The following is a 26959-nucleotide window of genomic DNA, read 5'->3' as shown; positions in this document are numbered from 1 at the left end:
CGCGGATTTTACCTTAAGAGGACGAGTGTCCGCTTCGCGAACATCTGTTTCTTCAAGCCTAGCTGCGGTGCGTTGGTCTGCTCGGAGCCCACTTTGACCGATGCTGCTCTATGCCCCAATGACAGCAATGCGCAGAAAGCAGACTTCGCAAAGTCCGGTTGACCACATTGTCCACCAAAGGCGACAGTTCTGCTTCGCGACTGGGCTATACATAGCCCTCAAAGCGTATTGTTTGCGGGACTTCAGTTGCACCGTTTTCCTGAGCGAGTAGGGCGCGTGCTGACGAAAAGGTAGCAAGCGCAAAAAGAACAAGAAGGGCCTTTATCATCGTAGCGCCTCGGATCCGGGTTTTGAACTTGGGCCGGGGTTCACAAATGATCGCCCCGGCCAGCGTCAGGGCAAACGAGGTAGTTCTTGCCCTGAAACATCGTACTTTCGCCTAATTTAGAAGATCACCGACGATGCCGACGGCATCGACCACGGTAGACAGGTCATTCGTAACTTCGAGGACTTCGTCATCGACCAGAATGTAGCGGTTTCCTTTGCCCGGCTCCCCAAGCTTCCATTTGGAAAGGTCCCCAATATCCTCGAACTCCAGGTCAGATGGGAGCTTGGCACCGCGCGTGTAGCGCTTGATCTGTCCAGGTGGTACAGCTTTTGGGCCTTTGCCGGGTTTGTCTTCTATCTGAATGCTGACATCACCGTTCTTGCCCCCCTTGTTCGGCTTTTTACCCTTGTTGTCTTTGGCATGGGCATCGCTGCCTCCAAGGATGAAAAACACAACTGCTAAGGCTGCAAGAATTCCGTATGCAATCTTCATAGATTGTTCCTTTGCTTCCCAACTTCATTCGACCGGCGTTGAAAATTCCGGCACGCGCTTGATCTCTCTTAGTTGCCCTTTGGCACACCCCTTAGTGACTGCCTTCACCCCGCATTAGAAAACGATCCGGGTTCTTAGACCGAACAGGGTAATCCGGTCCTGATCGGGATTTAGAAGCGGGTCGGAAATGAATTGTACCGATGGCGTGATCTGCAGTCCGGGTGAGATTGAAAAGCGGTAGAAAGCTTCAAGCGTGAACTGATCGCCATCTATGCCTCTTGCTTCGGCCCAGTTTAGGCCCAGACCGGCCAAATCGGTGTTGCGACCATAGTAACCGAGACCGGCAGAAATCGACCGTTCATAAAGCGCTGCGGTTCCCTTCGAGGCCCCTGCACGGAAGAACGGCATCCATTTATTGTCAACAAACCATGCGGCGGAAAACGCTGCGCCGTAATCTTCTGCTCGACTGCCATCGTCAGCCGCATCCGCATGCCAGAGGGTCAGATGGATATTGTCGAAGTAGATGCGATCAAAGCCGGACGTGTACCCAAGTTCGAGCGACTTGAAGAGATTGCCGTCGCTAAACACATCAAAGTTTGGATCGGACGGGTCGGCGTTTGCGTCTGATACGCTGGCAACGGCGTAGAGGTTCTCGCTCAGCTTTACCCCACCGGCAACACCAAGGCCTTGGTTGGGCGCGTTGATTGTCGGGTTGGTGTTGAAAGACAGGTTCTGGAAACCACTGTAGGGGCTTACCAACCCATAGATATCCACAAAGTCTGTTACATCAATCTGGCCGACTTGCAGCGTCCAAGAACCGTTCTCGGCCCTTTGGGTCCAGAACAGATTGGTCAGCAGCAGACCATTATCGTTGAAGGCTGTCCCTGTGATCGAAAGGGCTCCGCCATCCAGCCCGAGAAACTGTGGGGCAACGTCCGTGTAACTGTGCCGGTCTTCGATCTTGAATGTTACAGAGCCCCGTTCAGTCGCCTGCCAATTCCCGTAGAATCGTGCAATTCCGCTGGCCGCTTCGCCGGTTCCCAAATCAGCATTCGTGGTTTGGCCCAGTGCCAAGTAGTCAATATTGAACTGAAACCCACCCTCAGCCAGTCGGTCTTTCCACTGAAACCAACCCGGCGCGATGTTGCGTGGAAAATTGGAACGGTATTGTGGGTCGGTCAGGCCATCTCCGGGCTCTAGATCAGCTTCGACCGAAGATGGACCGGATAGTCCCTGAGCCGACGCGGCGCCAGCGAAGGCAATGCTCGATGCGGCAACCAGAAGTCTTATCATTTTGACGCCTGTGCCCCACCGGTCTTGCGATTTCCCGCCGCGCGGATGCGATCAGCAGCACGCTGCTTCCATTCCAACCTGTCTGCCTCGGTTTCCAGAGTTTCGACACGTTCTGTCTCTAGCTGGAAAGTCGCATTCATAGGCATGAGACCATCCACAACCATCATATTCTGAACAGAAGGATCGATAGTCAGCATGCCCGTCAGCCGAACGGGTTCATGGAAATAGCGGGGCGCCCAGTCCCCGTTCAACCGCACACGGATCATCTGGTTGGGCGGAGGTGGAGGCATATGACTGCACATCCCTCGTTCGGGCACCAAATACGCGACAGGCCTCCCGTCCGGATCATTCGGAGCAGGAATGGCAAAGCCCGTCAGTGTGATTGTTTGACCGTCGAATTCCGGATTTCCGTTCGTGCCAGCCTTTCTTCGCCGTTCCGTCACGACCTCTCGCTGATCGAGTAGCCAGTCGACATCAATTCCATCAGCTGCCAAAGCATCCTCAGTCTCGGTCAGAAGCATTTGCCACTTTTGCCGCTCGTCTTCACTACCACCATCCTGCTGCAACCTGCCGCGTATACGCACAACGAAAAGAACATCGTCGAACTGTTCGGGGCTGAGATCACGATAGGGGTCATCAAAGACCTGCGCAGACGGATCTGGCAGGTCTGCCCAGTCCAACGCGGTTCCAGGCGTCGCCGCAGCATCATAACCGCACAAAACCAACCCTGCGAATACTGCGGAGCAAAACCAATTTCGCATGAATGCTCTCCGGCTGCTTTATCTGGTCAATCCAGTGTGTTTTTGTAGATCACACCGTCCTTCATGATCAGGCGGATTGTTTCTGGGCTTTCAGGCCTCGGGTCGGCCCCAAACCATTGATCACCCGTACCAACCACCGAGAAATCTTCGAGCGGATTGCCGTCGATCAGCAGGATATCCGCATAGGCGCCTTCCTCGATCACACCGAGCTTGCCAGATGTGTAAGGGTTCGAGAAATCGCCTGACAATGCTACGACCTCACCGCCGATTGACGTAAGTGTCACCATCGACTGGTACGGTCCGAAGAACTCGTTATTGAGATGTTTTTCATAAGCAATCTGGATGTTGCATGCTTCCACTGATCCTACGCAATCGGTCTGAAAGCCGCGTTTTACCGGGCATTCCTTCATATTCGGAATGTAGTTCGCGAAAGTCGCGGACGCCGATATCGCTTTCGCGAGGCTCTTGGGCTCGTTCTTGACCGATGGGATATCCAACAAACCCGGATCAAAAGCCGTGAGGTTAGTCGTTATGTAAGCCCCTTTCTCGTTCATAATCTCGGCAATCTCGCAATCGAAGGAGAAGCCGTGTTCAATGGACATTACACCGGCCTCAAGGGCGTTCATGATTGCTTCCTTGCGGTAAGAATGCGCCATGACATAGGTGCCGTATTCGTTGGCAACCTGAACGGCAGCTTCGATTTCTTCCTTGGAGCCGGCGAGCAACTGCCATGGGTCAAACGCCGAGATCACCCCACCCGACTGCATGAATTTCAGCTGTGTCGCCCCCATGCGCATGTTATTACGACCATACAGGTAGACATCATCGACACCGCTGACTTGTTGCGCCATGTTCAGATTACCGAAGTTGGTCTGTCCGCCCGGCGGCGAGGTGAAGGATGCGAAGTCAGCGTGGCCGCCGCGTGTCCCGAGGAACGCGCCTGACGCATAGTGACGTGGACCGACGATCTGTCCGGCGTCGATGGCCCTCCGCAGACCGCCGTTGGCGCCGCCAGCATCTCTTACAGTCGTAAATCCTTGCATCAGGTACATCTCGGCCATCCTGGTTCCATGGATGCCAAAATCCTCCCAGGTCGAGTTCGTTTCCATGGAAGCGATAGACGGTCCCATGAGCATGAGGTGTGCGTGAAGCTCGATGAAGCCCGGTGTGAGTGTCCTACCGCCGCCATCGATCACCTCCGCATTGGGGGCATCGATCGCATCAGTTGAGACGACCTTGATAAGGTTGCCCTCAACCAGAACACTGGCATTCTCAATGCGTTGCTCATTCACACCGTCGAAGATATGCACGTTGGTAAACAGCGTTTGTGGTTCTTCTTGATCCTGAGCCTGCGCGGTCGTCGAAAAAGAAAAAACTGCCGCGACAATTGCCGTCGAGCAAAGAGACATTCGTAAGCCGGACATAAGTACCCCCTTCATATTCATGTTTTGCCAACTATAGTCTGGAATTCACCGACGCGGTTGCCCCTTTTTAATTAGGATGTACGAATATGATGATTAAAATGGCCACTTCTTAAAACTAATCCAAACAAGGGTTATGAGCTTGCCTTTCAACTCCACCTCCCGAGAGCATAGCGAGGGCTTTGTTCGCCTCTCTTTAGCCGCTCCCTTTCTGCAATATCTCACCGAACGTAAGATCAATCCGCAACCAGCATTGGATCAGGTCGGCTTGAAAGCTGAACTGATGACTAACCCATCCGTGTTCGTTCACTCCGAGTTGGTTTACGGCTTGGTAAATGCTTTCTCAGAAGTATCAGGGGATCGATACCTAGGACTGAATGTAGGGGAGTCGTTTGACCTGCAAGGATGGCCGCCCTTCGCTCAAGCCTTGCAATCTACAAAAACGCTGTTCGAGTTTTTTACCCGCTTTGTTGAGCTCGTGCCGCAGGAGTCCAATTCTGTGCGGCACAGCCTTGTCATTGAAGCAGACAAAGCGACTTATCGTATCGAGAGGCAACAGGAACCAACCGTCCCACCCATTCAGGTGACCGGTTTTGGTGCCGCAATCTATGTACGCCTGTTGCAGACCGTCGTCGGAGAGTCCTGGGACTCTTCCCGTGTGCGATGGGAAAGCAGATACATCAATGGGCTGCCTATCGACTACAAAGGGATCGAGGTTGGCCTTGGAACCGATCCCGGAATGCAAATTAGTTTTCCTGTGGAATGGTTGTTTTTGCACCACGTCTCTGAGGGTTCTGCCAAGCCCATAGCATCACTTCGACAAGATGAAGAAGTAACTGTGGTGGCAGCTTTGCGATCTGTCTTACGCGACAAACTGGATGAAACCGATTTGGGACCAGAGATGGTGGCTGGAATGCTGGGAATACAACCGGAACGGTTTCTGAAAGCGCTTCAAAAACAAGGCACAACACTACCGCGCGAAATCAAACGGCTGCGTATCGATGTCGCCAAGGAGCACCTCAAACAAAACCAGATGACAATTGCAGAGATCGGACTGATGCTCGGCTATTCTGACAAGTCCCATTTCACTCGCTTTTTCCGAGGTCAGACCGGAATGACACCGACCAAGTTCCGAAGCAAGTAAATGTGGTCGAGCCAAATGAACGCTTCGAAGATTAGGTCCTCGTGGGATCAGTTCGGAGAAGTTGTAGTGCGACGTTGAACAGGTTAGTCGACGACATGAATGGTTGGTTGCCACCGCCGATACAACCTCTGCAACTGGCCGTTTCGTTGTGTATTTCGGAGTTAGCAAAGCTTGGTTGCGAAGGTCCGCTTCGGGCTGCGAGCGGTCAATCATGCTCATCGCAGAAAATGGCAGCGCTGAGCCGAAAGCCGAAAGATTCCTACTTTTGTCGAGCTAGTACCTCGGCGGCCCGACGAACTGCGAGTACCGCTGTGGCGTAATCTCCCAAAGAAATCCCTCTGAAAGCGAATGCAGCCGGTTTCTCGCTAAAAGTGGTATCGACTGCTCCCGAGACAATTTCCGTCAAATCTCCAGTTACTTGATGATATGGCAGCATTGGTTTGTCGCTTTCAGATTCCTGTTTTCGGTCGTCAACAATAACAGTTTTGAAGGCGGTCATACCCTCTGGAAGCCACGGAATACAGGCATCTGTAATGGCGGCGAAGGCAGTCGGCTTTAGCCATCGGGCATCCAGAAAAGGTTCGGTGGAATAGTCCAAAGTTATTGATGTCACTACCAGATCGGCATCACGCAAGGCGTCCTTGGCATTGGCGGCTGTTTGGGCCTCGAGGCCCATGTCCCGAGCCCGGCGACAAAGCTTGTCGACATTCGCTTTGCCACGTCCGAACACACGAATGCTCTTCAAGGGGAAAACCTCGGAAAACGCAACCAAATGGGAGTGAGCTTGCACGCCGGCCCCAACAAAAGCCATTGTCTCAGCAGTAGGATCAGCAAGTCGACGCGCCGCAACAACTGACATCGCCGCTGTTCTGACAGCCGTTACCCAATTTGCCCCTAAAACGGCTCGGAGAACTCCGGTTTGCCCGTCCATAACCATGATTGCACCGTTAATCGAAGGGAGCCCCTTGTCCGGATTATTTGGACACACCGTTACCTGTTTGGTCACGATGAACCCATCATTTCCCACCGCCAAGGTCGACATTGCGTACCGCCCGTCTCCGGGTAATATGGCTGTCTTAGGGGACGTATGAAGCTGCTTTCCCGCCTTGGCTATCAGCGCAGATTCAATCGCGTCGGCAACTTCCGAAGGTTTGATACCTAAACCTTCCAAGTCCTCGTCAGAAAGATAAGTTATTTTGCTTTCAGAAGTCATCTTAGCGCCGCTCCGCTTTACATTCAGGCTTCCCGATTAGGCTATCAAATGGCGTGTTAGCAAAATCTTTAGGTGTCCAGATTGGGACTTCACTCGAGTACATTATTCGTTGCATTGGGATTTCTGTTTTGACGCTTTCGGTCTCAAGTTGTCTCAAGCCAGTTGAGTTTGAAAATTGTATGCTCTCCTTCGAGACCTTTAAGCGGGACAGTCATTTGCTCGGCAAACTGAAAATCCTGTGATCCGCCCACCATGATCCGTGTGGCATCCGAGACGCGGATATCACTTGGCGCAGCGAGAGCGGCTATTCGTGCGGCCTTGTTGACAACGGTCCCGAAGTGATCAGCATCAGAAGTAATCACTTCGCCGGTATGCAAGCCGATGCGAACCCGCAACTTTGGCTCGTTTGTTTCCGCCGCGTTCGCCTGCTGGATATTCTGGGCTGCCAGCAATGCTGCCCTTGCGGAAGCAAAAGACGACATCACCCCGTCTCCCAGTGATTTCACCGTACGTCCACCACTCCCGACGATCTGCGTTTCGACAAGTCGCAGATGTCTTCCGAGGGCGTCGCTCCAAAGAGTATCTCCTATAGCCTCAGCGATTTTTGTGCTGTCTGCGATATCGGTGAACATGATGGTCGCTATACCACTTTGCCCGAGTTCGTGGGGTGTAGAGAGGGCGGCATCGAGCAGTTCCTCAAAGCCTCTGGCCTCGTACCCAAACCCCTCTACGTTATTGACCGGTATGGAATTGTGAACATGCACAATCTTCCAGGATCCTTTGTCGAGTTTCAGAATAACTGTGGAGCGCAGATGCGCGGACTGTCCTGTCTCAATACCCTCAATAGTTGCTTCCCATTCGACCCAACCGAGCGAACCGCATTCAAATCCTCTCAGTTCCTCTACGTGCCACTTGAACCGTGGAACCTCCCCGATGTATTGCTCCATACCGCGACGTAGCGCATCGCCTTTCCAAGCCTCGCCCTGTGCTGAGCCAAAGTATGACAGGGCAGCGTCATCAGAAAAAAGATGTGCCACCGTCTCACCATCGCCTCGACCGTAGGCGTTGATCCATCGTGCCACTATAGCGGCCAGTTCTGGTGAGGGGCTTATAGTATCTCTCATGTCAGAACGTCGCGTCGACGGCCAGATAACTGCTTCGAAAAATATGACCTTCGCACGTCCAGTTCCTTTTGAAGCGTGTCATGGCATAACCTTTCCCGAGATCTCCATTTCTGAGGTCCTGTCAGTGTAGGCCAAGCCGGGGCGGCCATAAAGACATAGTCAGCTTTGTCCGCATCTGAGACATCGGACGAAACCGCGGCGAACGGCCGTTGTTGGTAAGCGCAAACCCTGGCCGCGGTCGCTGGCCATGAATGACCGCTCATCGAGGTTACGGGTCATCCGGAAAAAATCCCAGATGGCCGAGACGACCCCAGAGCGGCTATCTTAATTTATTCAGCGAGCAACGTCCTAAGCAGTAAGCTCTCCGCCAGACTGAAGCCATCGCGCATCGTCTTCCGGAAGCAACTCTGCAAGACGTTTGTGAAAGGCACGAAGGTCTTCGTCTGAAAGCTTGCCCTCCCACTTGCGACTGCTTGCGCTATCGAAGAAGGCTGACGGGTCTTTGAAGGTTGTGGACCGTTGTGTTTTTTCTTTGGCACTCGCGCGCGCATTAGCTTGCATGTTCTCGAATTGCATACTTTCCGCAATTGCGGCCAACATTTCATCGTCAATTTTGAGGCCGAGTACGGAAGCTAGCTTTCTGGTATGAGAGAGTAAATCGCGCCGCATATCGGCGTAGTGGAAAATGTGTATGTTGGGATGTTGGATGTTTGACTTGAAGGACTTGAAGTGATGAACGATGGCCTCAAGGGTGATCCCATCGGCCATCTCCTCTCGAACGGTCTCACCAACAAAAAGTGCGAATGAAGCTGTCGGCTTATCCGGGAACCTGTCTTGGATCAGGTCTTCCTTCAGGTTTGCCACATGTCGGCGCATCGAAAAATGTGCGTCGATTGGGTGTCTGTACACCGCGATGTAGGTGCAATCTGGATCGAAAGGAATGCCGTCAAAAGGCGTATGGGTCTTGATGCATCTTCTGTGGTTTTGAGCTTCGAACATTCGAACTATAGGGAGTTGATCTCGAAACGCAGGGTCGAGCCAAACCGACAGATCATCCATGACCTTGTCCATACCAGGCTTTTCAAACAAGAGCGACAGCACAAGGGCCTGTGTCCATGTTGTTCCGCACTTAGGCGGTGTTGCAACAATCACATCTCCTTGGCGCAGCGCGAACATGTCCCAAATCCGATTGTCGGTAAGACGTGTTCTGTACTCGAATGCCTTTCTTGAAGACGCCCGTATTGTCATTCTGATTTCCGCCAATGGACCCTTACTGAAACGATAGCAAGCATGCGGCACCGAACCTAGAATTTTGATGGCACCCGAGTATGAAGGCTTTTCAAAGTGCCAAGCCAAAACCTTGCATTCGCGGCTAGAAGCTCGTTTTGCCCTCAAGGCAGTCATACGCGGCACCTTGCTCCAGTGTCTGTGCTGCGGTGCAAAGTCGAAATTACAAAGTTCGGTTTTCGAGGTCCGCTTCTGCCTAATTTACCCAAAAGCAAAAAGCTTGCGTGTCGTTATTCGGTCACTGATGTTCATTGAATAATGATCGCGATTTATGCGCGAAACCCCTAATATCCCTTTGACACTCCTTCACAATGGATACGCGGGAGGATTTTGTTTGGAGCGGTACTTGGCTGCCATACTCGTGGCTGATGTTGTTGGCTATAGCGCGCTTGTCAGTGCTAACGAGGAAGCCGCATTGCACACATATAGGGGCCACTTTAGGGCGCTGGAGCCGCATGTCGGCCTGAATGGCGGACGCCTATTCAAAAGAACTGGTGACGGTTTTCTTGCAGAGTTTTCCTCGGTTGTAGATGCGCTGGCATGTGCGGAAACGATGCAACGTCAGATGGCTGAGCGGAACGGGGCGCGCGGGCAAAGTCCGGAAATGCAATTCCGGATGGGAATTCATGCGGGCGATGTTTTTGATGACGACGGTGATGTTCTTGGTGACGGCGTCAACATCGCGGCCCGGCTGGAAGGTCTTGCTCCTCCCGGAGGGATCATCGTTTCAGGTCGGGTTTACGAAGACCTTGTGGGTAAGGTGGATGTATCGTTCACCGAATTGGGGCCGCAATATCTGAAGAATATCACACGCCCTGTAACTGCTTACTTGGTACAAACAGCATTTGCTACTGAATCCCCGTTAACTCAATCCCGTCCTGACAGGCCTTCAGTGGCGGTGTTGGCTTTTGACAATCTGTCGCCTGACGCTGAACAGGATTACTTTGCGGAAGGTATTACCGAAGACATCATCACCAGCTTATCCAGAGTGCCCTGGATATTCGTGGTCGCCCGAAACTCTTCTTTTTCTTACAAAGGGCTTTCGGTTGATGTGCGTCGTATCGGCCGAGAGCTTGGTGTCCGCTACATATTGGAAGGGTCCGTTCGCGGCGCTGGTGACCGGTTGCGTGTCACGGGTCAGCTGATTGATGCGGAAACCGGGTCTCATGTTTGGGCGGATCGATACGATGGCAAGCTCGATGATGTTTTCGAGCTTCAGGACCAGATTACCGAGGCTGTCGTTGCTTCGATTGCGCCAGGTATCAGACAAGCTGAAATAGACCGTGCTGCTCACAAGCGCCCTGACACCCTTGGAGCCTATGATCACTTCCTACGTGCGCAGTCCTTGATCTACAGGTTCAATTTCACTGAAGCAGACGACCATTTGTCAAAAGCTCTTTCACTCTCAAGTGAGTACCCATTGGCAAGCGCTCTTCGAGGCTGGATCCGCACTTTGCTATGGAACCCGGATACGCGTCCAAACGAGGCCCGATTTGATTACGCAATTCAGCTGGCACATGAGGCTCTGGCGGCATCACATCTTGACCTAGAGGCGCAAGCATATGCCGGTTACGTACTCGCGTTTCTGTCGGAGGATACAGAGTACGGTTTGTCACTTGTGGATCAAGTCGTCGAGAGAAGCCCAAATTGCGTTTCAGCCTGGGGATCCAGTTGCGTACTGCATGGCCTGATGGGCCAAGCACAGACGGCACAGGCACATGCCAGGGAGGCGCTCCGACTTAACCCGAATGACCCACTAAACTACCGTGTCCAGATGGGTATCAGCCTGTCGCAAATCGCGGAAGGGAACTGGCGCGATCTAAGAGAAACCGCCCAAAAAATGCGTGCATTTCATAATACTGTGACTGTCTTTCGCCTGAACGAACTTGTGGCGGAAATGGCTCTCGGCAATGAGAGCCGAGCTAGAGAACTCGCACGTATTCACATGTCGCGGGAACCCGATTTTAGCGTTTCAATGTTCCGGCATATGCGCGCTCGTATCTCTATCGCAAAACCAGAAATCTATGACGCCTACTATAAAATGCTGGCAGCCGCAGGCATTCCTGATTGACGACACCAGTTGTAGACCAGCGGCAAGTCATAGCAAGCATGCAACATGTGGAAACATATTTTTGCCGCTGGAAGAATGCCCAATTTGGTCTGCGAACAGTCGTTGAAGTGAATAGCGGCGAGCGGCAATCGAACCTTCGCGGCGCTCGGCGTGAACGATTGCTCTGCGGACAAAGCTGCCATTGCCACGTTAGATCAGATTAATAGGTTTGCAGTTTCATGCTCTAATCAGAACAGATGCCCATACGTGCGAATTGCATGCTGTCTGTTTTGCAGTTCAAGTTTGGCGTAGATTTTACTTGTGTGGTTTCGAACGGTTTTTTCACTCATTTGAAGACTTCTAGCAATTTCTTTACCACTCATTGCTTGGCAGATTAGTCTCAGCACGTCCTGCTCGCGCTTTGTCAAATCGTTAAAGTCCGTCGTTTGACCGGAAGATGTAAATTCAAGCAAGCTCTTGGAAAAAGCGCGCCAGGCAGGTTCATCGCGTTGAATAATGTGATTTTTTCCTTCTAAAGCAGACATTGTCGCTTCGGGAATTTTCTGAGCGAGACGTTGCCCTTCTTCAAACGGAATAACCTGATCGTTCCTTGAATGGATCACCAGTGTTGGAACTGAAACCTCTGGCAATAGACTTTCAACATTAACGTCAGCGCGCGCCATAAGCAGGTCGGCCCCTGTCTCAGGCAAAACGGTCTTTTGGCAAAGCTCTGTAAACCAAGAGCGTTGTTCGGGCGGCGCACCAGGAAGAAATCTTGATGTAAATACATCTTGAAACGCAGGGTTGTCATTCTCCCAACCCAGGCGAAATACATCGATAACAGTCTTGTAGTTTTTGGCGGCAACCGATCCGCGGTGGTTGCTGCCCCTTGCATAGCCTCCAACGAGTACCATCCCGGCGACTCTACCGGGATACCTCAGCGAATACGCGATAGAAGTCGCAGCGCCCTGAGAAATACCCAGAAGATAAATTGGTTCGTCTATTTCAGCGGCGTCGATAACAGCTTCGAGATCATCAACCCAGTAATCAATACCCAGATTCTCAACTCGTTTGTCAGATAATCCGCAGCCTCGCTCATCATATCGAACAAGGGTGAATTGACTTTCTAGCAATTCGATCCAGTGAGACCAAATTGGACTGTCTAGATCATAACTGAGATGCGTGAGCCAGTTAGCCGCCTTTACCATTGGTAGGCCGTTTCCGGATTTGCTCCACGCCAGCGACGTACCATCGCTTGAAGAAGTGTATCTAACGGTTCGCATGTCTTTTTTTAGTCAATTTGGGGCAAATGTCCCATCAATTTCCCGTCGGTATGAGTCTAGCCGGGACATGTGTCCGATAGGTTGAAGGCCAGATGAGTGACACCATTGTGAAACTCAGATTGGAGGTCATCACATGAATAAGCAATTTGACGCATCATTACACGCTTGGCCGTGCTGGTCCCAAATATCGCCTGCTCCCTGCGTAGGGCTACATTGTTCCGGCGCTGACGGAAGCCAGTGGCGCAATCTGTTTGCCCGGATGAGCGAAGAAACCAAAACAATAGCACCCGACCTAATAGGAACCCTGTCTAGGGGTCATAAAATCCCGGACGGGCCGTTCACATTGGAAAACGAAGCTGCTTCGATTATCACTGAGATAGAGAAGCTTGGCAGGCCCGCTCACTTGATTGGACACTCGTATGGAGGAGCGCTGGCTTTGCATATCGCCAGAGCTCGACCCGACCTTGTTCGATCACTTTGTCTCTATGAACCAACTTTGTTCAGCCTACTGAAAGCCGGAGAGTTGACTGACGGTTTATTGTATTCCGAGATTGTTAGCCTCACAAACGCAATACGAACGGGCATAGAAGAGGGATGCGAAGAGTTTAGCGCACAGGTTTTCACTGATTTTTGGGGAGGACTTGGCTCTTGGCAAGCCCTGAGTCGTGAACGCAGGTGCGCTATGATTGATTGGGTTCACAAAGCCCCAAGCGATTTCGATGCGCTTCTGAAAGAACCTGACCCAGAATACATTCTTTCTGAGGGAGTTCCCTCTACGATCATTCGCGGATCGCAGACGCATGTGCACACAAAGCGCATCGCAGAACTTCTGGCATCCCAAGGCAAGCTTGTTGAACTAAAGGTTCTGAAAGGTGCTGGCCATTTGGGTCCTTTTACCTTCAAGGAAAGTTTCGAGATGGAGGTGCTGTCGCATATTAGAACTGTTGACCGCCGCGACATGGCTTCAATGGACATCAAGCCGATCAGTAGATCATGAGCCGGGGACACTGGAAATCTAGAAAAAACGACCGACCGATCTGGACTCCGAGCGGTCGGTCGCTGTGTAGCCTCGCTAACGTCTTATGGGTGCCCGCATTGGGCTCGATGTTGTCATTTTCTCAAACGCTAGGAATGTTCTCTTTGCGGATAAAGCAGAAATCGCTCGATCACTAAAACACTACAGGCGGCTTAGCCAAAGGTCCCCAAGTTTCAGGGTCTGGTAGACCGACACTTGACCATGCTTCTTGCAAAACTCTGGAGTCTGAAGATCTTGTCCGCGGCAAATCATCCAAAATATCAAACCAAGGCATTTTGCTTTCTATTCCAGAGTGGACTGAAGGAGCAAAGTTTTCTGGTTGGTCGAGGCTCGAAGTATGCAGGACCAGATAGGCCGTTTCTCGTGGCTTCACGAGCTTATAAGTTAGGCTTGCCCCGCATCTGGCACAAAAGCCACGATTTGCTATCGGCGTAGTTGCGAAGTATCGAGGTTCCTCGGTGAGAAATCGAACAGCAGAAGCGGGAAAGGCCGCCCATGCATTAACTGCTGAACCAGAAAATTTTCTGCAACAACTACAATGGCAATACCCTGTGCTTATGGCGGGTGCGTTTATTTCATACCGGACCAACCCACAGATGCAGCCACCTGTCACTAAGGTTTTGGCCAATTCATCTTCATCAAAATCCAGAAAACCCCCTTCCTCTCCGGGTTCTGAAACGGTCATGTAGACATATATTGGAGTATCAGTGCTCTTGAGTCTTTTGTGACCACAATCCGCCAGCGGAAGATCTATCTTGCCCGCTATTTGCGCCATTACTTCTCCTGAAACCGCGATTCCACCTGGTTCTGCTATTGCCTCAAGCCGCGCGGCAGTGTTTACGCCGTCTCCGAGAATATCGTCGCCGTGTACAACGACATCACCGAGAGAAACGCCGACGCGTAAGATGAGAGGTTCGTCACTGTTCGACTGACGTGCTTCGCGTGCGCAGGCTCTTTGAATGTTGATTGCACAATTGACCGCCTCAAAGACACTTGAGAACTCAGCCAAAAACCCATCGCCAGTAGACTTAAAAACACGACCCCGGTTTGCTTCCACCTGCATGCCGATGATTTCACGTTCTAGTCGAACCAACTTAGCTAATGTTCCGCTTTCATCACGTGATACCAATCCTGCGAAACCGACTATATCGGTGGCCAGAATGGCCGCTAATTTGCGTTCCATCTCCGTTGCTCCGAGCTAAAAATCTCCAAATGGTGCCTGCTTACTTTAGCATAAAATCGGTCGCAGCGAGCCACGGTAGCTGAGGTGTTATTTCCAGTTTTGAAAGATCCTTCAGTGCTGCGACCAGCCAATCATACTTGCTGCGGAGAACGGCAACACGAGTCCAATTTGTTCGATGCCGCACAGCGCACAAATGTCCGGTGTTGGCTATCTACTCCATGGTCAGGCGACAAGTCCCAGCTCTTTGTCGGTGGCTGTCGCTGCATATTTTTCCCTTGGGGGCATGGGTCTCGATTGCCAAGGCGGTTCGAAGGTGAAACTTGAAACGCTGCGACCGTCAGGTAGGGCGCCGTTTCCAGCCCCGAGCGCGTAGTCGTAGTAGAGTTTGACGATCTCTTCTTCAGTCACCTGCGATGTTTCTGGATGCGCCATGCATGCATCACGCCACGCTCGTACCCGGTCATAGTCTTTGCCAACGGGTAGTTTGAACCCTTCGTAGTAGTCAAGGAACCAAAACCGCTTGAACATCGGGGTAAAAACAGCCTCTGCCAAACCGAAGTCATCGAACAGGAACGGGCCAGTCGGACTATGATGAGCCAAGAAATCATCAAGGTCTCGATAGAGCGCGAGGAGTTTATTCAAGTGCTCATCTCGGCGCGCCTGATCCTGATTCATGACAAAGAGATAGCCTGCCATTGTGAACGGTCCTTCGCGGGCGATCAGCATCGACTCAATGGCGTGCTCGGCAGGATCACTGCGGCGCAATGGAGCACCTGGTAGAGCCTCATCAAGATAGCGCAGGATCACGAGGCTTTCTTTTAATATGCGGCCGTCGCTGGTTTCCAGCACGGGCAAGGCTGTCGTACCTCGGGTCTTGGCCAGCAATTCGGGATCGCGCGGCTTGGTGATGTCTACGACACGAAATTCCACGGCATCCGTCAGTCCGCGCAACGCCAGTAGGATTTCCAGTCGCTGCGAGAAGGGACAGACGGGGATATGATAGACGATGTGTTTCCCAGTCATGGTATCAATCCAAAGGTGGGCCAGTGAAGGCCATGTTGTGCCGCTTGGCGCTCTCTTCGATAGCAGGCATGTCCTCGGGAATACGGCACTGACCGGCTGCCATGTCAGCAAAGAAGCCTTCGAATCCGCCGGGCGTCAGGATCACGAGATGGCGGCAAGGTTCGTCGTCTGTCACCTTGAAGGTATGTTCCTTGCCTCGTGGGATGAATACGCTTTCGCCGGCCCCTGCGGTGAACTCCTCGCCTTCTAGCCAGAACCTGCATGTTCCGGTGAGGATTACGAAGGTTTCGTCTTCGTTTTGATGCACATGGCGTGGAGGGCCGCTACCAGCAGGAGACCAACTGTCCACTATAGACATAGTGCCGCCTGTCTGTTCTGGGCCGAGGATGGTTTTGTATTTTACGCCGAGCCATTCGATGGCTCCGTCGATTTGGGCCTGATCCTTCATCGTTTCTCTCCATTGGCATTGGATTGAAACGAAAGCGCTTCCGTTGACAGAATCCTATCCGAAGGCCAACCTATCAGGCAAACCGCAATATCTAATATAGGATATCGGCTAGGTGAATTTCGCTACACTGGACCTCAACCTTTTGCGCGTGCTGGACGCCCTCTTTAGCGAAGGCTCAACCGTCAAGGCGGCCGACAAGCTCGCCATGTCGCAATCCGCAGTCTCCGGTGCATTGTCACGTCTTCGTCATGCTTTGGACGACCCCCTTTTTGTCCGGCAGGGAAACCGTTTGGTCGCTACCGATTATGCATCCAAGATTGAATCCGGTTTGCGCGAAGAACTTGAACGTCTGGAAGCTTTGCTAGCCCCACCGGCTACCTTTGACCCGCAAACCGCTGAAGGCACTTTCCGGATCGCCGCCAGCGATTTTTTCGCGGAACTCCTGATGCCGCCTTTGGGTGATTTCCTGCAAAAGTCAGCGCCCAATCTACGAGCGCAGCTGGTTGATCTGGTTCCGAATGACTATGTGGCCAGTCTTGAGCGACGCAACGCTGACATTGCGCTGATCCCGGATTTGCTCCTGCCGGACTGGGTCAATCGGGAGCCGCTTTTCCATTCGCCGTTCCACGTGATAGCTCGCAAGGGAAATCCAAAGCTTGAGGGGCTTCAGGAAAGGACACAAATGCACATGGATACGTTCTGTGCGCTCCACCATGTCTTGTTCTCCCCCGAAGGGAACTTGGCCGCGATGGGCGATGCTGCCCTAAACCGCGTCGGAAAACAGCGACAGGTTGCTATGACAGTGCCCGTCTTCAGTGGCGTTTGCCGCGCGGTTAGCGAAAGCGACCTCATCGCGCTTGTACCCGCTCAGCTCGCAAGGAAAGTGGCCAAGACATTCGAACTGAAGGTGTTCGAACCTCCGATGCATATTGAACCAGCGTTGATCATCGGCATCTGGCACAAGCGTTCCGACAACGCCCCGATGGCGGCTTGGATGCGTAGCCAAGTCTTCGAATTGATGAAGGCGTTGGACTTAGACAGTTAGTCAAACTGTCCTAAGCAGCGCCTTTCGGACAGAAACAAGTTGATGTTTCGAATAACTGAATCGAACAGCCAATGCAGACATTCGAGCAGCCGCAGCGAACACACGTTTTGCCCGCTTATCGAAAATTGCAAAGACTGGTTGAAAAGGTCCGTTTTGGGCCGCTGTTTGACAAACGAACAAACCGCAGAGGATGCATTGAGCGAACAGCGTCGGCGTTGTTTCTGCGTGTCGGTTTGTAGGCCGCAGATCTAAAATCGCTGGACAGAGTCAGAGCTGCTGGTGACTGTAGAAACCACGTTCAGCGGTGGAGATATTTTGTGGAACATATTGCACAAATGAACATGGGGTACTTGCTACGCATCGCAGGGTCGGCTTTTCCTGATGTTTCGAATTAAAATTAGTCGGTAAAACCACAGTGGGAAACGTGACACGATCTATTTTTTTAGCTCGATGCTTACACTTACCTGCAATCCCGGAATAAGTATGACCTCAGGATTCGGGATTTCCGCCCAGACCTGCAACCCGCCATCGGAATTCAACTCTGTTCCAACGAAGGCCACTTTTCCGGTCTGCTCATAGCGTTCTCCTGTCGGCAACGTCACGTGAACAGCGAAACGATCCAGATACTCTTCGATGCGCTCCGGGGCGACATGGTGTAACTCCAGCAAAGAGTCATATGGGTGCGCAAACGAAACCAGCGCTGGGTCAACCTGAACAATTTCCGCAAGCGGCTTTCCAGTCTCGGTTTTGAGATAGGCACCGCGGGTCAGGCGCGGCGAGTCGATGTACCCCGTAATAGGTGCATTAATCGTTGTACTGGCCAACTCTAGCTTTCGAAGATCCAGCCCAATCCGCGCCTCGTCAACGGCGACCTTTGCAAGCGCGAGCCGCGTCGACGCATCCTCTAGCTGCACTTGCGTCGCGGTTCCCCTGTCTTCGAGCTTGCTGACACGCTCGACATTTGCCTCGGCTTGGGCCAACTCAATCTGCCGCCTGTCCAAGAGAGCCTGGGCGGCATTTACCTGATGTTCATACACCACACTGCTCAACGAGAAGAGCAATTGGCCAGCCTCGACGCGGTCTCCCTTTGTGAAATGGATATCGGTCAGAAAGCCATTTACAGAATTGGCGACCTGAGATCGCATGCTGGCTTCAATACGCCCCTCAAATCGCAGGTCGGCCAACTTGTCACCAAGTTTGTCCACGCTTTGAGCGAGAGCCAACGCGGGGAAAATCACAAACAAGGCGAGCAAAATACGGGCGTTCAAAATTCTAAGTCTCCTGACAAAGGTGGGTATCCGGTGACCAGTCTATGACCTAACATAAATCGGAAGCTAGCCAAAAGCTTTGGGGCAAAACTCGTTATTCCGTTGAGGGGGAAGCGCAATGAACACAAAGGTTACTAAAGCATACCAACTTGTGGCTTGCGCTGTATTGGGCGCGTCGGCAATTGGATGCCCGTCCCATGCCCGGCCAATATGTGCGAACCAGACCCTGCCTGAGCTCCCCGATGTTTCAATTGCTTCGGTCGCAGAAGTGTCCGCTCCTGCGCCACATTGCAAAGTTTCCGGTGTGATTGGTGGCAAGATCAATTTCGAACTCCTGCTACCAGAAAATTGGAACGGCAAATTTGTCATGGGCGGTGGAGGCGGATTCGTCGGTTCCGTGATGAATACCTCCCTTATCGATGGCTCACTTCAATTGGGTTACGCCACTGTCGGCACTGACACAGGACATCAGGGGCATCCAGCCGACGCCAGTTGGGCCCTCAACGACCTCGAGGCGCTGGTCAATTTCGGACATCTGGCAGTTCATCGAACAGCAGTCACAGCCAAGGCCCTGACCAAGGCTTTTTATGAAAAACCAATTGCTCGCAGCTACTTTACCGGGTGCTCCCGGGGCGGTGGACAGGCAATAATGTCCGCTATGCGTTACCCAGAAGATTTTGACGCGGTTGCGGCTGGCGCCTATGCGGTTGACTGGACGGGAATTGCCGTGCAGGCAACTCAGATCAACCAGGCGATGTACCCAGACCCAAACAATATCGAAGAGGCTGTCATTGGGCCAGAAGCTCAGGCGTTGGTCGAGAGTTCATATCTGGCGGTCTGCGATGGGCTGGATGGGCTCGAGGATGGCATCCTCAATGACCCCCGGAAGTGCGGGTTTGACGTGGCCAGCCTGCAATGCGAAGGCGACATTTCCGAAGACTGTCTGAGCGCCAGAGAAGTTGCTGCGTTCAAGGCGGTCTATGACGGCCCCAAGAACTCCGATGGCGACAGAATGTATTACGGTTTCCCATTTGGCGGCGAAACAGCCGAGGGAGGTTGGAGCCGCTGGTTGACAGGTGGCATGAAGTATCAGGACGATGATGGGAGCTTCCAGCAGGGCGTCGGATCAGGTGGATTTGAAGAACCTGTATCGCCGAGCGCTTTTTTCAGCTTTGGCAACGGCATTATGCAGAATTTCGTCTATCACGATCCCAATTGGACCTATGTGAACTTCGATTTCGGCACCTATGCACAGGATTCTGCCGCGGCTGCGGAGACTCTGAATGCGACAAACCCGGATTTGTCCGCCTACCGCGCTCGTGGTGGCAAGATGCTGCTGTATTCCGGTTGGTCCGACAACGCGCAATCGGGCCTTGCAATGGTCGGTTATTACGAAGACGTTCTGGCTCATGATCCAAGTGCAGCCGACGAAATTCGCCTGTTCATGATGCCCGGCGTAGAGCACTGCTTTGGCGGTCCCGGGCCCTCCTGGGTCAATTTTCTGGTTGAGATCGACAAGTGGGCGGAAACCGGAGAAGCGCCTGATCACATTACGGCCCTTTGGCTGGATGACAGCGCTCAGCCAGCCGGTGGCCGACCCGTTTGCGCCTATCCAAGTGTTGCCCAATATGACGGTCGTGGCGACCCCCGGGACCCTGCGAGTTTCAACTGTGACGCAGGCAACTGAGTTGATACAGGTAAACACCGAAAGTCGGCTTAGTCCCGTATCTCGGCAGTTGCACAGTCTTGTTTTGAATGTCCGGTTTGGGCTGCTAGCTGAGCGTCACCTGAAGTTTGTTGCCCCTGACTCAGTCTATATAGTTACGCGAAAATGGACATTGGAATAGTCGATACCTACGATCATGGTATGGTCACGTCGTCCTCCATGACGTTGCCCGATTATTACGCTAGGAAAAGGTCGCCTCGATGACTGACAATGATAGCCCTAGTCTGGATGCTGCCTACAACTTAAAGACTACTGAAGCCAATCTGAAATTATATCGTGACTGGGCATCGACTTACGATGAAGATTTCGCCGGTCGCAGTGGCTACAGGTTCGCACAAATCATTGCGGAAGCTTACTTGGAGGCTGGAGGTATGTGGCCAGCACTGGACGTGGGGTGCGGAACTGGGCTTGTTGCGGATTACCTGCCGACCAGTTCCGTGATCGACGGCATTGATATTTCCCCAGAGATGCTGGAGCAGGCAAATGCAAAGGGGCGTTATGGGGAACTCTTTGAAGCCGATCTGACTAAGCCAATACCGCTGCGTGACAATTCGTACATTGGCGTTCTGAGCGCTGGTACATTTACTCACGGGCATGTGGGCTCAGAGGCGCTTTCCGAATTGATGCGCGTTGCGCGTCCGGGGGCAGTGTTTGCGATCAGCGGCAATCCTACATTCTACCAGCCAGCCGGGTTTAAGCAGGCGTTTGAGCACATGACTGCGGACAACCTCATTTCCAAACCGATAATACGTGAGGAACCAATTTACGAAGCTGGTGCGAAACCTCCAGAAGGGCATGAGAACGATGTCGGCCTTGTAATCGTGTTTAATAAGCTATGACATTCGGTGATTGCCGCGATACTCAACCTCACGGGTCGGCTTCCAGTTAAAACTGGACCCTAAACAATCTTTGGGTCAGGTGGGCTTAGAGATCAATGCGGACAAACAGCCATCAGGTATTCCCGCCGTCTAAAACAAAACCATCGTGGCGCGGCAGGTCATCATCGAAATGAGCCTAGGTCAGTTCGCTTTCCGAACAGACATGGAATGTTGGCTCAAGCAATTCTGGATGATCCAACGTTCCGGCTGTGACAGTCACTCTAATATTACCGCGATGGAATGAGAGCGGGCTCGCGCAATTTTTACAGAAGCCTCGCAAAACATCTTGGGATGACCGGTAAAATGCCGGCTTTCCTTTAACCCATTCAAATTCACCCGGTAAAAAACAAGCACCGGTGAACGCTGGTGAACCAGTCCATCTTTGGCAATTCTAGCAGTGACAATGCCCGGCCCAAATCGGACCTGACGCGGCTTGATATCGAATGGCTCCGCAAAGGCATCCTCCGGTCCAAATCATGATATTCCCCTAATCCTACCAGATGCCTTATCATAGGGCAGGAGTTCCGCAAAAAGCGAATGGCTGTTTTGTTGCGCGACTTGTGATCTCACTCTATTCGAACGTTCGCAGTGAATGGCTCCAATAAGCCTTAATCAGGCGTTGCTGTCGTAGGCTGGCGCATCGTGTTAATGGTAATCCCAAGCTACGATGAACGGTTGAGCAGTGGTAGACGAACCATTTTACAAAGCGCACTGGCGCGACATAGAGCCCGAACGCATGTCGGCCTACAAGGACGGCTTCCAGTGGGATGACGCGGCGGCGGCACTCTACGCTGTTGCTAAGATTTCGAAGGGTCAGAAAGTTGCAGACTTTGGCTGCGGTCCTGGAAAAGTAGCTGTGGAGCTTGCCAAACGCGTGGGCGAAGACGGGCATATTCATGCCATCGACATAAATTCAGAGTTTCTTGCAATAGCGAACCAGAATGCAGTCAAAGCTGGTGTCGCTGACCGCGTGACGACACATCAAAGCGAAGGTGTTTCCCTTCCGCTCAACAGCGAGTCTCTGGACCGGATTACCGCCCGCAACACCATCATGTATGTCGACAACCCCATTGAGACGCTTAGGGAGTTTCGCCGCGTGCTTCGGCCGGGAGGTTTGGCGCATGCGATTGAAGGGGATTGGTATATGATGGTTGCTGAGCCCGTCGAGCATGATCTTTGGCGGGCGTTCGTAAAGGCGGCGTCGCATGCCTGTCGCAACTCAGACATGGGAAGGCGTTTGTACGGCGCATTCAGCGCGGCGGGTCTCGAAGACATCCAGATTTCGATCTTTGCGAATGCAGACGTTGATGGGCGTCTGTTGGGGATGGTGCGCAACATGGCAAAATACGCCCTTGAAAGCGGAAACTTGGGCGCATCTGAAATCGCTCATGTCGTCGAGCAACTTGAGCAGGCCCTGTCAGATGGAAAATACATGCTGGTGTCACCGCAGTTCGTTGTGACAGGACGCGCGCCAACCTAAAGGCTCAATGGGCAAATCTCGTAGGCGTTCACCGCGACGAAGCGAGCGCCCACTTTGGGATCGTTCGGGATCTAAGTTGCGCTGCACACCAAGGTCGGAAGTGCCGGCCATGCGGATATTGCTCCGCTTCCACGATCAGTTGACTACGATGACGTGACTTTCAGGCCTTTCGCAAAACATAGGTCATGAAGTTGCACGACCCGAAAAACGTGCCCCTTTCGGAGGCTTCAAGATGTGTCGCAGACCATCGCTGTGCGCTGTCCTGATCCAGATGTCCTGCCGCCACCATCGCCCCAGAGTAGCTATCCAGCATACTCTTAAAGAATTCGGCCTTACCTGCCTCGGCCAGAATTTCAGGCAGAAAGTCAACGACTTCCAGCCCCGTGCCAGCGATGATTTCGGGAAACTGGCGCATGACATGAGGGTTGGCCACCACCGTCTTCAACAGGCCTTGAAGCGCTATTTCGTTCAGTGCGGGGTCGCCGGCACCAAAAGTGATCGAGGCGTAGTCGCCGTCAAACACTGCAACCCGCCCGCCAGGCGCAGTGAGGCGGGCAGCTTCCTTAAGGACCTGAGACGGATCTACCACATGACTGACGAGTGTATGGAGTACAACGAGATCAAATTTGTCAGCGGATTCTTTTGTTGCGTGACTGTCGGCCAATTCGAAAGAAAGCCGGTCTTGCAGCCCTTCGGCGGCGGCGTATTGGCGTGCAAACTCGATAAGATCGGCCGAAAAATCGCTCCCGGTCAAAGTGGCGCTGGAAGGTAGCCTAGCCGCAAGCGCTCGCGTGACGACGCCCGTGCCACAACCCATATCGAGCACATTGCAGCACTGTTCCAGTTGCAGCCGGTCGAAATACCGCTCTCGCATTGCAATAAACGAAGGAAAGGTGCCTCGAAATTCAAGACGATCCGCGATTTTCTGCACGCTTTCACGATCCAATTGATCGAGTGCTTGGAAGATATCGGCCAATCTGTTTCCTTTCCGGTTGGAAATAACTACGGCAGCGACCGAGTTCTCCAATACACCTAAATCATAAAGTCACCAAATAACTGCTTCGAGCCCTTAGCATTCAATAGGAATACCAATCTAGAACGCCGTCCGTCAGGTGTAGCTAGAAAATCGAGATAGGCCGAACATTTTGCGGTGTTCGACAGGGTTCAGTCCTGTCTTTCGCTTGAACAATCTCCTAAACGACGGCGTATCAGTATAACCAACCGCTTCTCCAACCTCCGCGACGGAGCAGTCGGTAGTTTCAAGCAACTGACGGGCCTCTTCAATACGCAGCGCCAAAACGTAATCTTGCGGTGACTTACTCGTTGCTTTGCGAAAGCGTCGTGCAAACGTAGTTGGCGGCAACCCGGAACGTCTAGCCATTTCTGCGACTGGGTTATCGATGGCGTAATTTTCAGAAATCCATAATTGAGCCCGTGAGATTATGGCGTCTGCATGGGGTGCCGTAGTGATCATTGAACTGAATGGTGACTGAAGTTCTCCGCGGTTGGCCATAAGCCAGACTTTTGCTGCCCGTACCGCCCTTTGAGTGCCGCCGTAATGCGCGATCAGGAACGTAGCGAGTTCCTGCCACCCGGTTGTCCCACCCGACGTTACGGGTCCGCGAGACGCATCAGCAAAGCAAAGACCACGGTCGATGCGAAGCCGCACATTCGGATAAAACCTCCGAAAAAGGCCTTCCCAAGCCCAATGTGTGGTCGCTTCAACCCCATCCAAAATACCTATTTCCGCCAAATAAACCGCCCCTGTACAGGCTGACACGATACGCGTCTTGGCCAAGTCGCGCTTAGCAAGCCACGCTAAACAAGGATGTTGTTCGGGGTCGAACCGGTCGTGCGGTGAAATTGTCAGTCCAGGAACTACAATAAGATCAGCGTCGCCTGCGTTCTTAAATGTCTTGTCTGGCGCGATCCACACGCCACTTCCGCAACGAAATCCCTCGGTGTCTGGGCCAACGAGGCTAACGTCAAACACCGGATCAGGCTCCTCACCGCTCACCAGGTGTTCCCAATCCCGCCCTGCGGCCACCAAAGTGTCATACAGGCCAAACACGCTGGAGGCGCTGGTTTCTGGGGTGGCAACGATCTGAACCGAAAATGGCATCGGGAAAATTCCCAAAGTGGTGAATTTGCCCCCTTTTTAGCTGTTCCGCCACTCACGCCCAACGAAAAATGTCGCGCAGTCTTCAAGGGCACCTAGCCCGCTGGAGGTATTAATGAAGATGAACGCAGTTTGGAGTATATTTTTCGACATTGAAAAGCAGACTTTCCCAAAGAGGTCCGCCTCAGGGGGACTCAGCCCAACAGACGACCAAGGAAGAGGAACCGGCAACTGCAAAGTGACGGAAGAGATGTGGAATTCGGTGATCTATCTTGGATCAGGCGGTTCACTGGTGAGAGACCGTTAACCAGAGCAATTTCGTTGTCCGCTTCGTCCGCTCCTCGATGGTCGGCTCTGCCAGCAGCGAAGATGCGGTCTCGGTTCGACTCAGATCGACGCCTTCGAACGGCTGCTTCGGCGACATACGCTGCATCGCAGTAATGGGCATGCCGCGATTGCGAAAGCATGCTGCGTCAGCGAGGGCCCGAAATCGAAGGTCGGCAAAGTCCGCAAAGCGGTTGTTGGTGAGAGTTGCATCGAACGAGTGCTTTGAGCCCAAGGCGGTCGATCGTGAAATCATGTACACACGAGCTCATTGATTTAAGTCAAAGTCACATTCAGTAAATGTAATATCTTTGTTTCTCCAGATTTTGCCTTTTGGGGAGGAGAAGCGATGGGACTGTTGAAATTGATTTCGAGGTATCTGGCTACACTTACAGCGCTGATCGGATTGGCGTCATGCGCGGGCGTTCAAGATACCACTGCAAATGCTTCGCTGCAAAGCGCATCCAGCGGAGGCGGAGTCCTTTCTTCAGTCTCACCGCGCGCCTTAAATGTTCAACCATTCACAATGGCACGAGGCGTCGGAGTACTACCCGGCAGAATTGGTGAACGGACAACCGTCGGAGGCGTCACAATGGGCTATGTGACGTTAAACCCTCCGCCGGAGGCATTGTTCACAGAGGCAATCAAGTCTGAGTTATCGGCAGCTGGGCATAGCGTGACCGGCGGGCAGACAAAAGTGTCTGGTGTTGTGGAACGGTTTGCACTCAGCACGCCCGCAACTGCAACCCATTGGGACGTGACAATAGACGCCGCGCTTAAGGTGTCTGTAGGCGGCTCGACACGCGCCTATTCGGACGTTTGTGTTTCTCGCACGTATGCTTGGCCTTCTGACAAAATGATTGCCGACTTGTCCAGCAAATGCGTCAGCGGGATCGCAAGAAAATTTGCCGGAGACAGGAGCATCGCCAATGCGCTGTGACCGGAATCCTTCGAACTTGATCGCCTACCATTCAAAAGCAATTTTGCTGTGTTTGGTTGTGACGTTGTCAGCATGTGCCGAATCTCAGGTTGGAGTTCCAGCCGGTGCGAAATCAAAATATCAATCGATCGCCGTAATCCCGCGGGTAAATGACAACCTACTATCTGTATATCGCCCAAACATGGCAGAGCTTGAAGTTTCAATGTCTCAATTGGGATGGGACGCCGCAGTCGGAACAGGACAGATTTCCAATGAAATTCTTGGGCGCACCGGGGCCTCGGTTGCTGTCACGCGCGACGAAAATAGCGCCGTGGCCAGAGCTGCCGACGCTTTGATCGTTTTACAACAAACGCCTCTTGATCAGTATGGACAGCAGTACACACCCGGACAGGATGTGTTGCTCAGTTCGGTCAGTATTGCGGCTGCCGCTGCTGCAGGAGGTATGGCCTATATCATAATTGATGATCCGCGACGTTACAGTTCTCGGTCAATACTTGAAGTAAACGGTAGCGACGGAAGCGGACCCAATCACTGCGCTATTGGCATAACCCCTGTATTGCTGAATGCAAAAACGGGTGAACTGATCAAGCAAGGAAGGCCGTTAATGGGTGTTGAAAAGCTACCAATCCAGCTTGCAGGAGGTACTTGGGAACGATTAACCCCGGCCGAAAAGTCGAATGTGCGCGCGTACTGTCAGTCAGCTCTGAGGCGGGTCGTCTCGCAATCATTCGTAGAGCTCGACATCGTCCAGTAACTTTGGACCAAGACTTGCTGTGACCGATAACAAAATAAGGAAAGCAACATGACAATTGCACTCAGAATTGCATTCGGCGCAGTTGCACTTGCTGCTGTGATAGCATGTGGTCCGCCGGACAGTGTGCTTTTAAATGATGGCTACGAAGTTGTCCGGACGGAGGGTTCGACGAGCTATTTGTTTAAGGCCTCAACCGAAGACCGCATATCCTGAGCTTATCGGAGCAGTGGGCGAATGACGCTTTGGTCCCGCAAAGCAGACGCCCAACGAGCTCTTTCTGATGGCTGCTTCTGACCTCACCAACACGTATCCTACGCTCAATTTCGATTGGTTGTTAAG

At 52.6% G+C, this 26959-nt stretch carries 24 protein-coding genes and 1 pseudogene; 9 read left to right on the top strand and 16 right to left on the bottom strand.

The annotated features are described in order from the left end of the window. Window positions 1–439: 439 nt before the first annotated feature. From ACR0ID_RS18855 to ACR0ID_RS18840, 4 genes are all read right to left on the bottom strand, one after another. Window positions 440–820: a hypothetical protein gene (locus ACR0ID_RS18855; protein ID WP_170337130.1), complete on the bottom strand. Its 381-nt coding sequence runs from the start codon at window positions 818–820 to the stop codon at window positions 440–442. Window positions 821–934: 114 nt separating this feature from the next. Continuing rightward, the gene (locus tag ACR0ID_RS18850) at window positions 935–2113 is read right to left on the bottom strand and encodes a carbohydrate porin (protein ID WP_480607871.1); all 1179 of its coding nucleotides are present in this window, start codon (window positions 2111–2113) and stop codon (window positions 935–937) included. Continuing rightward, window positions 2110–2874, bottom strand: a complete 765-nt coding sequence (locus ACR0ID_RS18845; protein ID WP_480488537.1) for a DUF3299 domain-containing protein — start codon at window positions 2872–2874, stop codon at window positions 2110–2112. The genes ACR0ID_RS18850 and ACR0ID_RS18845 overlap by 4 nt, the downstream gene beginning before the upstream one ends. A gap of 26 nt (window positions 2875–2900) precedes the next feature. Further along, entirely contained in the window at window positions 2901–4298 is a 1398-nt protein-coding gene (locus ACR0ID_RS18840) for an amidohydrolase family protein (RefSeq protein WP_480539668.1), read from the bottom strand. A gap of 133 nt (window positions 4299–4431) precedes the next feature. On the opposite strand from ACR0ID_RS18840, the gene ACR0ID_RS18835 reads away from it, so the two are divergent. Further along, a complete protein-coding gene (locus ACR0ID_RS18835) occupies window positions 4432–5439 on the top strand; it encodes a helix-turn-helix domain-containing protein (RefSeq protein ID WP_480607868.1) in 1008 nt (335 codons plus the stop codon). A 259-nt stretch (window positions 5440–5698) separates the two neighbouring features. On the opposite strand, the gene ACR0ID_RS18830 is transcribed toward ACR0ID_RS18835, so the two are convergent. The 3 genes from ACR0ID_RS18830 to ACR0ID_RS18820 all read right to left on the bottom strand — a co-directional run bounded on the left by ACR0ID_RS18830 (window position 5699) and on the right by ACR0ID_RS18820 (window position 8952). Further along, window positions 5699–6652 (bottom strand): ornithine cyclodeaminase family protein, encoded by a 954-nt coding sequence (locus ACR0ID_RS18830; RefSeq protein WP_170620846.1) that lies wholly within the window; start codon window positions 6650–6652, stop codon window positions 5699–5701. A gap of 143 nt (window positions 6653–6795) precedes the next feature. Continuing rightward, window positions 6796–7776 carry a nuclear transport factor 2 family protein gene (locus ACR0ID_RS18825; protein ID WP_480607865.1) on the bottom strand — a complete coding sequence of 327 codons (981 nt, stop codon included), beginning with the start codon at window positions 7774–7776 and terminating at the stop codon, window positions 6796–6798. Window positions 7777–8124: 348 nt separating this feature from the next. After that, window positions 8125–8952, bottom strand: a complete 828-nt coding sequence (locus tag ACR0ID_RS18820) for a sulfotransferase domain-containing protein (RefSeq protein ID WP_214646784.1) — start codon at window positions 8950–8952, stop codon at window positions 8125–8127. Between the two features lie 457 nt (window positions 8953–9409). On the opposite strand from ACR0ID_RS18820, the gene ACR0ID_RS18815 reads away from it, so the two are divergent. Beyond that, window positions 9410–11134 carry an adenylate/guanylate cyclase domain-containing protein gene (locus ACR0ID_RS18815; protein WP_170620850.1) on the top strand — a complete coding sequence of 575 codons (1725 nt, stop codon included), beginning with the start codon at window positions 9410–9412 and terminating at the stop codon, window positions 11132–11134. A 227-nt stretch (window positions 11135–11361) separates the two neighbouring features. Here ACR0ID_RS18815 and ACR0ID_RS18810 read toward each other — a convergent pair whose 3' ends face one another. Continuing rightward, window positions 11362–12321: an alpha/beta fold hydrolase gene (locus tag ACR0ID_RS18810; RefSeq protein ID WP_170620851.1), complete on the bottom strand. Its 960-nt coding sequence runs from the start codon at window positions 12319–12321 to the stop codon at window positions 11362–11364. Window positions 12322–12529: 208 nt separating this feature from the next. Between ACR0ID_RS18810 and ACR0ID_RS18805 the strand changes: the two genes are divergently transcribed. Then, complete coding sequence (locus ACR0ID_RS18805; RefSeq protein ID WP_170620852.1) at window positions 12530–13393, top strand: alpha/beta fold hydrolase; 864 nt, start codon at window positions 12530–12532, stop codon at window positions 13391–13393. A gap of 172 nt (window positions 13394–13565) precedes the next feature. On the opposite strand, the gene ACR0ID_RS18800 is transcribed toward ACR0ID_RS18805, so the two are convergent. From ACR0ID_RS18800 to ACR0ID_RS18790, 3 genes are all read right to left on the bottom strand, one after another. Further along, the gene (locus ACR0ID_RS18800) at window positions 13566–14615 is read right to left on the bottom strand and encodes a GFA family protein (RefSeq protein WP_480607859.1); all 1050 of its coding nucleotides are present in this window, start codon (window positions 14613–14615) and stop codon (window positions 13566–13568) included. Between the two features lie 222 nt (window positions 14616–14837). Further along, window positions 14838–15638, bottom strand: coding sequence for a glutathione S-transferase family protein (locus tag ACR0ID_RS18795; protein WP_170645174.1), 801 nt, complete (start codon window positions 15636–15638; stop codon window positions 14838–14840). A 4-nt stretch (window positions 15639–15642) separates the two neighbouring features. Then, entirely contained in the window at window positions 15643–16086 is a 444-nt protein-coding gene (locus ACR0ID_RS18790) for a cupin domain-containing protein (protein ID WP_170645175.1), read from the bottom strand. A gap of 142 nt (window positions 16087–16228) precedes the next feature. Here ACR0ID_RS18790 and ACR0ID_RS18785 point away from each other — a divergent pair, with 142 nt between their 5' ends. Then, complete coding sequence (locus ACR0ID_RS18785; protein ID WP_480607856.1) at window positions 16229–17131, top strand: LysR family transcriptional regulator; 903 nt, start codon at window positions 16229–16231, stop codon at window positions 17129–17131. A gap of 434 nt (window positions 17132–17565) precedes the next feature. Here ACR0ID_RS18785 and ACR0ID_RS18780 read toward each other — a convergent pair whose 3' ends face one another. Beyond that, a complete protein-coding gene (locus tag ACR0ID_RS18780; RefSeq protein WP_480607853.1) occupies window positions 17566–18399 on the bottom strand; it encodes an efflux RND transporter periplasmic adaptor subunit in 834 nt (277 codons plus the stop codon). Window positions 18400–18517: 118 nt separating this feature from the next. Between ACR0ID_RS18780 and ACR0ID_RS18775 the strand changes: the two genes are divergently transcribed. Next, entirely contained in the window at window positions 18518–20086 is a 1569-nt protein-coding gene (locus ACR0ID_RS18775; protein ID WP_480607850.1) for a tannase/feruloyl esterase family alpha/beta hydrolase, read from the top strand. Window positions 20087–20325: 239 nt separating this feature from the next. Further along, a complete protein-coding gene (locus ACR0ID_RS18770) occupies window positions 20326–20964 on the top strand; it encodes a class I SAM-dependent DNA methyltransferase (RefSeq protein WP_480607847.1) in 639 nt (212 codons plus the stop codon). Between the two features lie 175 nt (window positions 20965–21139). On the opposite strand, the pseudogene ACR0ID_RS18765 reads toward ACR0ID_RS18770, so the two are convergent. Further along, window positions 21140–21481: pseudogene (locus ACR0ID_RS18765) on the bottom strand (GFA family protein). Window positions 21482–21685: 204 nt separating this feature from the next. Between ACR0ID_RS18765 and ACR0ID_RS18760 the strand changes: the two are divergent. After that, window positions 21686–22483: a methyltransferase domain-containing protein gene (locus ACR0ID_RS18760; protein ID WP_480607844.1), complete on the top strand. Its 798-nt coding sequence runs from the start codon at window positions 21686–21688 to the stop codon at window positions 22481–22483. Window positions 22484–22643: 160 nt separating this feature from the next. Here ACR0ID_RS18760 and ACR0ID_RS18755 read toward each other — a convergent pair whose 3' ends face one another. The 3 genes from ACR0ID_RS18755 to ACR0ID_RS18745 form a co-directional block, all read right to left on the bottom strand. Then, window positions 22644–23459: a methyltransferase domain-containing protein gene (locus ACR0ID_RS18755; protein WP_480607842.1), complete on the bottom strand. Its 816-nt coding sequence runs from the start codon at window positions 23457–23459 to the stop codon at window positions 22644–22646. A gap of 132 nt (window positions 23460–23591) precedes the next feature. After that, window positions 23592–24605 (bottom strand): GlxA family transcriptional regulator, encoded by a 1014-nt coding sequence (locus ACR0ID_RS18750; protein WP_480607840.1) that lies wholly within the window; start codon window positions 24603–24605, stop codon window positions 23592–23594. 283 nt (window positions 24606–24888) lie between these two features. Beyond that, window positions 24889–25188 (bottom strand): hypothetical protein, encoded by a 300-nt coding sequence (locus ACR0ID_RS18745; RefSeq protein WP_480607837.1) that lies wholly within the window; start codon window positions 25186–25188, stop codon window positions 24889–24891. A 330-nt stretch (window positions 25189–25518) separates the two neighbouring features. Here ACR0ID_RS18745 and ACR0ID_RS18740 point away from each other — a divergent pair, with 330 nt between their 5' ends. Together ACR0ID_RS18740 and ACR0ID_RS18735 are read left to right on the top strand one after the other, a co-directional pair. Beyond that, window positions 25519–25866: a hypothetical protein gene (locus ACR0ID_RS18740; protein WP_209505913.1), complete on the top strand. Its 348-nt coding sequence runs from the start codon at window positions 25519–25521 to the stop codon at window positions 25864–25866. Between the two features lie 16 nt (window positions 25867–25882). After that, a complete protein-coding gene (locus ACR0ID_RS18735; protein ID WP_480607834.1) occupies window positions 25883–26620 on the top strand; it encodes a hypothetical protein in 738 nt (245 codons plus the stop codon). Window positions 26621–26959: the final 339 nt, after the last annotated feature.

Source organism: Ruegeria sp. AL2, from assembly GCF_056540845.1.
This window is presented reverse-complemented; position numbering and strand designations above follow the sequence as displayed.

Excerpts from the sequence above, each read along its gene's own strand:
- ACR0ID_RS18850 (WP_480607871.1), bottom strand. The coding sequence starts at position 2,113 with ATGATAAGACTTCTGGTTGCCGCATCGAGCATTGCCTTCGCTGGCGCC.
- ACR0ID_RS18825 (WP_480607865.1), bottom strand. The coding sequence starts at position 7,776 with ATGAGAGATACTATAAGCCCCTCACCAGAACTGGCCGCTATAGTGGCA.
- ACR0ID_RS18820 (WP_214646784.1), bottom strand. The coding sequence starts at position 8,952 with ATGTTCGCGCTGCGCCAAGGAGATGTGATTGTTGCAACACCGCCTAAG.
- ACR0ID_RS18830 (WP_170620846.1), bottom strand. The coding sequence starts at position 6,652 with ATGACTTCTGAAAGCAAAATAACTTATCTTTCTGACGAGGACTTGGAA.
- ACR0ID_RS18800 (WP_480607859.1), bottom strand. The coding sequence starts at position 14,615 with ATGGAACGCAAATTAGCGGCCATTCTGGCCACCGATATAGTCGGTTTC.
- ACR0ID_RS18770 (WP_480607847.1), top strand. The coding sequence starts at position 20,326 with ATGACTGACAATGATAGCCCTAGTCTGGATGCTGCCTACAACTTAAAG.
- ACR0ID_RS18805 (WP_170620852.1), top strand. The coding sequence starts at position 12,530 with ATGAATAAGCAATTTGACGCATCATTACACGCTTGGCCGTGCTGGTCC.
- ACR0ID_RS18790 (WP_170645175.1), bottom strand. The coding sequence starts at position 16,086 with ATGAAGGATCAGGCCCAAATCGACGGAGCCATCGAATGGCTCGGCGTA.
- ACR0ID_RS18795 (WP_170645174.1), bottom strand. The coding sequence starts at position 15,638 with ATGACTGGGAAACACATCGTCTATCATATCCCCGTCTGTCCCTTCTCG.
- ACR0ID_RS18810 (WP_170620851.1), bottom strand. The coding sequence starts at position 12,321 with ATGGTAAAGGCGGCTAACTGGCTCACGCATCTCAGTTATGATCTAGAC.
- ACR0ID_RS18840 (WP_480539668.1), bottom strand. The coding sequence starts at position 4,298 with ATGTCCGGCTTACGAATGTCTCTTTGCTCGACGGCAATTGTCGCGGCA.
- ACR0ID_RS18845 (WP_480488537.1), bottom strand. The coding sequence starts at position 2,874 with ATGCGAAATTGGTTTTGCTCCGCAGTATTCGCAGGGTTGGTTTTGTGC.
- ACR0ID_RS18855 (WP_170337130.1), bottom strand. The coding sequence starts at position 820 with ATGAAGATTGCATACGGAATTCTTGCAGCCTTAGCAGTTGTGTTTTTC.
- ACR0ID_RS18775 (WP_480607850.1), top strand. The coding sequence starts at position 18,518 with ATGAACACAAAGGTTACTAAAGCATACCAACTTGTGGCTTGCGCTGTA.
- ACR0ID_RS18740 (WP_209505913.1), top strand. The coding sequence starts at position 25,519 with ATGGGCTATGTGACGTTAAACCCTCCGCCGGAGGCATTGTTCACAGAG.
- ACR0ID_RS18750 (WP_480607840.1), bottom strand. The coding sequence starts at position 24,605 with ATGCCATTTTCGGTTCAGATCGTTGCCACCCCAGAAACCAGCGCCTCC.
- ACR0ID_RS18835 (WP_480607868.1), top strand. The coding sequence starts at position 4,432 with ATGAGCTTGCCTTTCAACTCCACCTCCCGAGAGCATAGCGAGGGCTTT.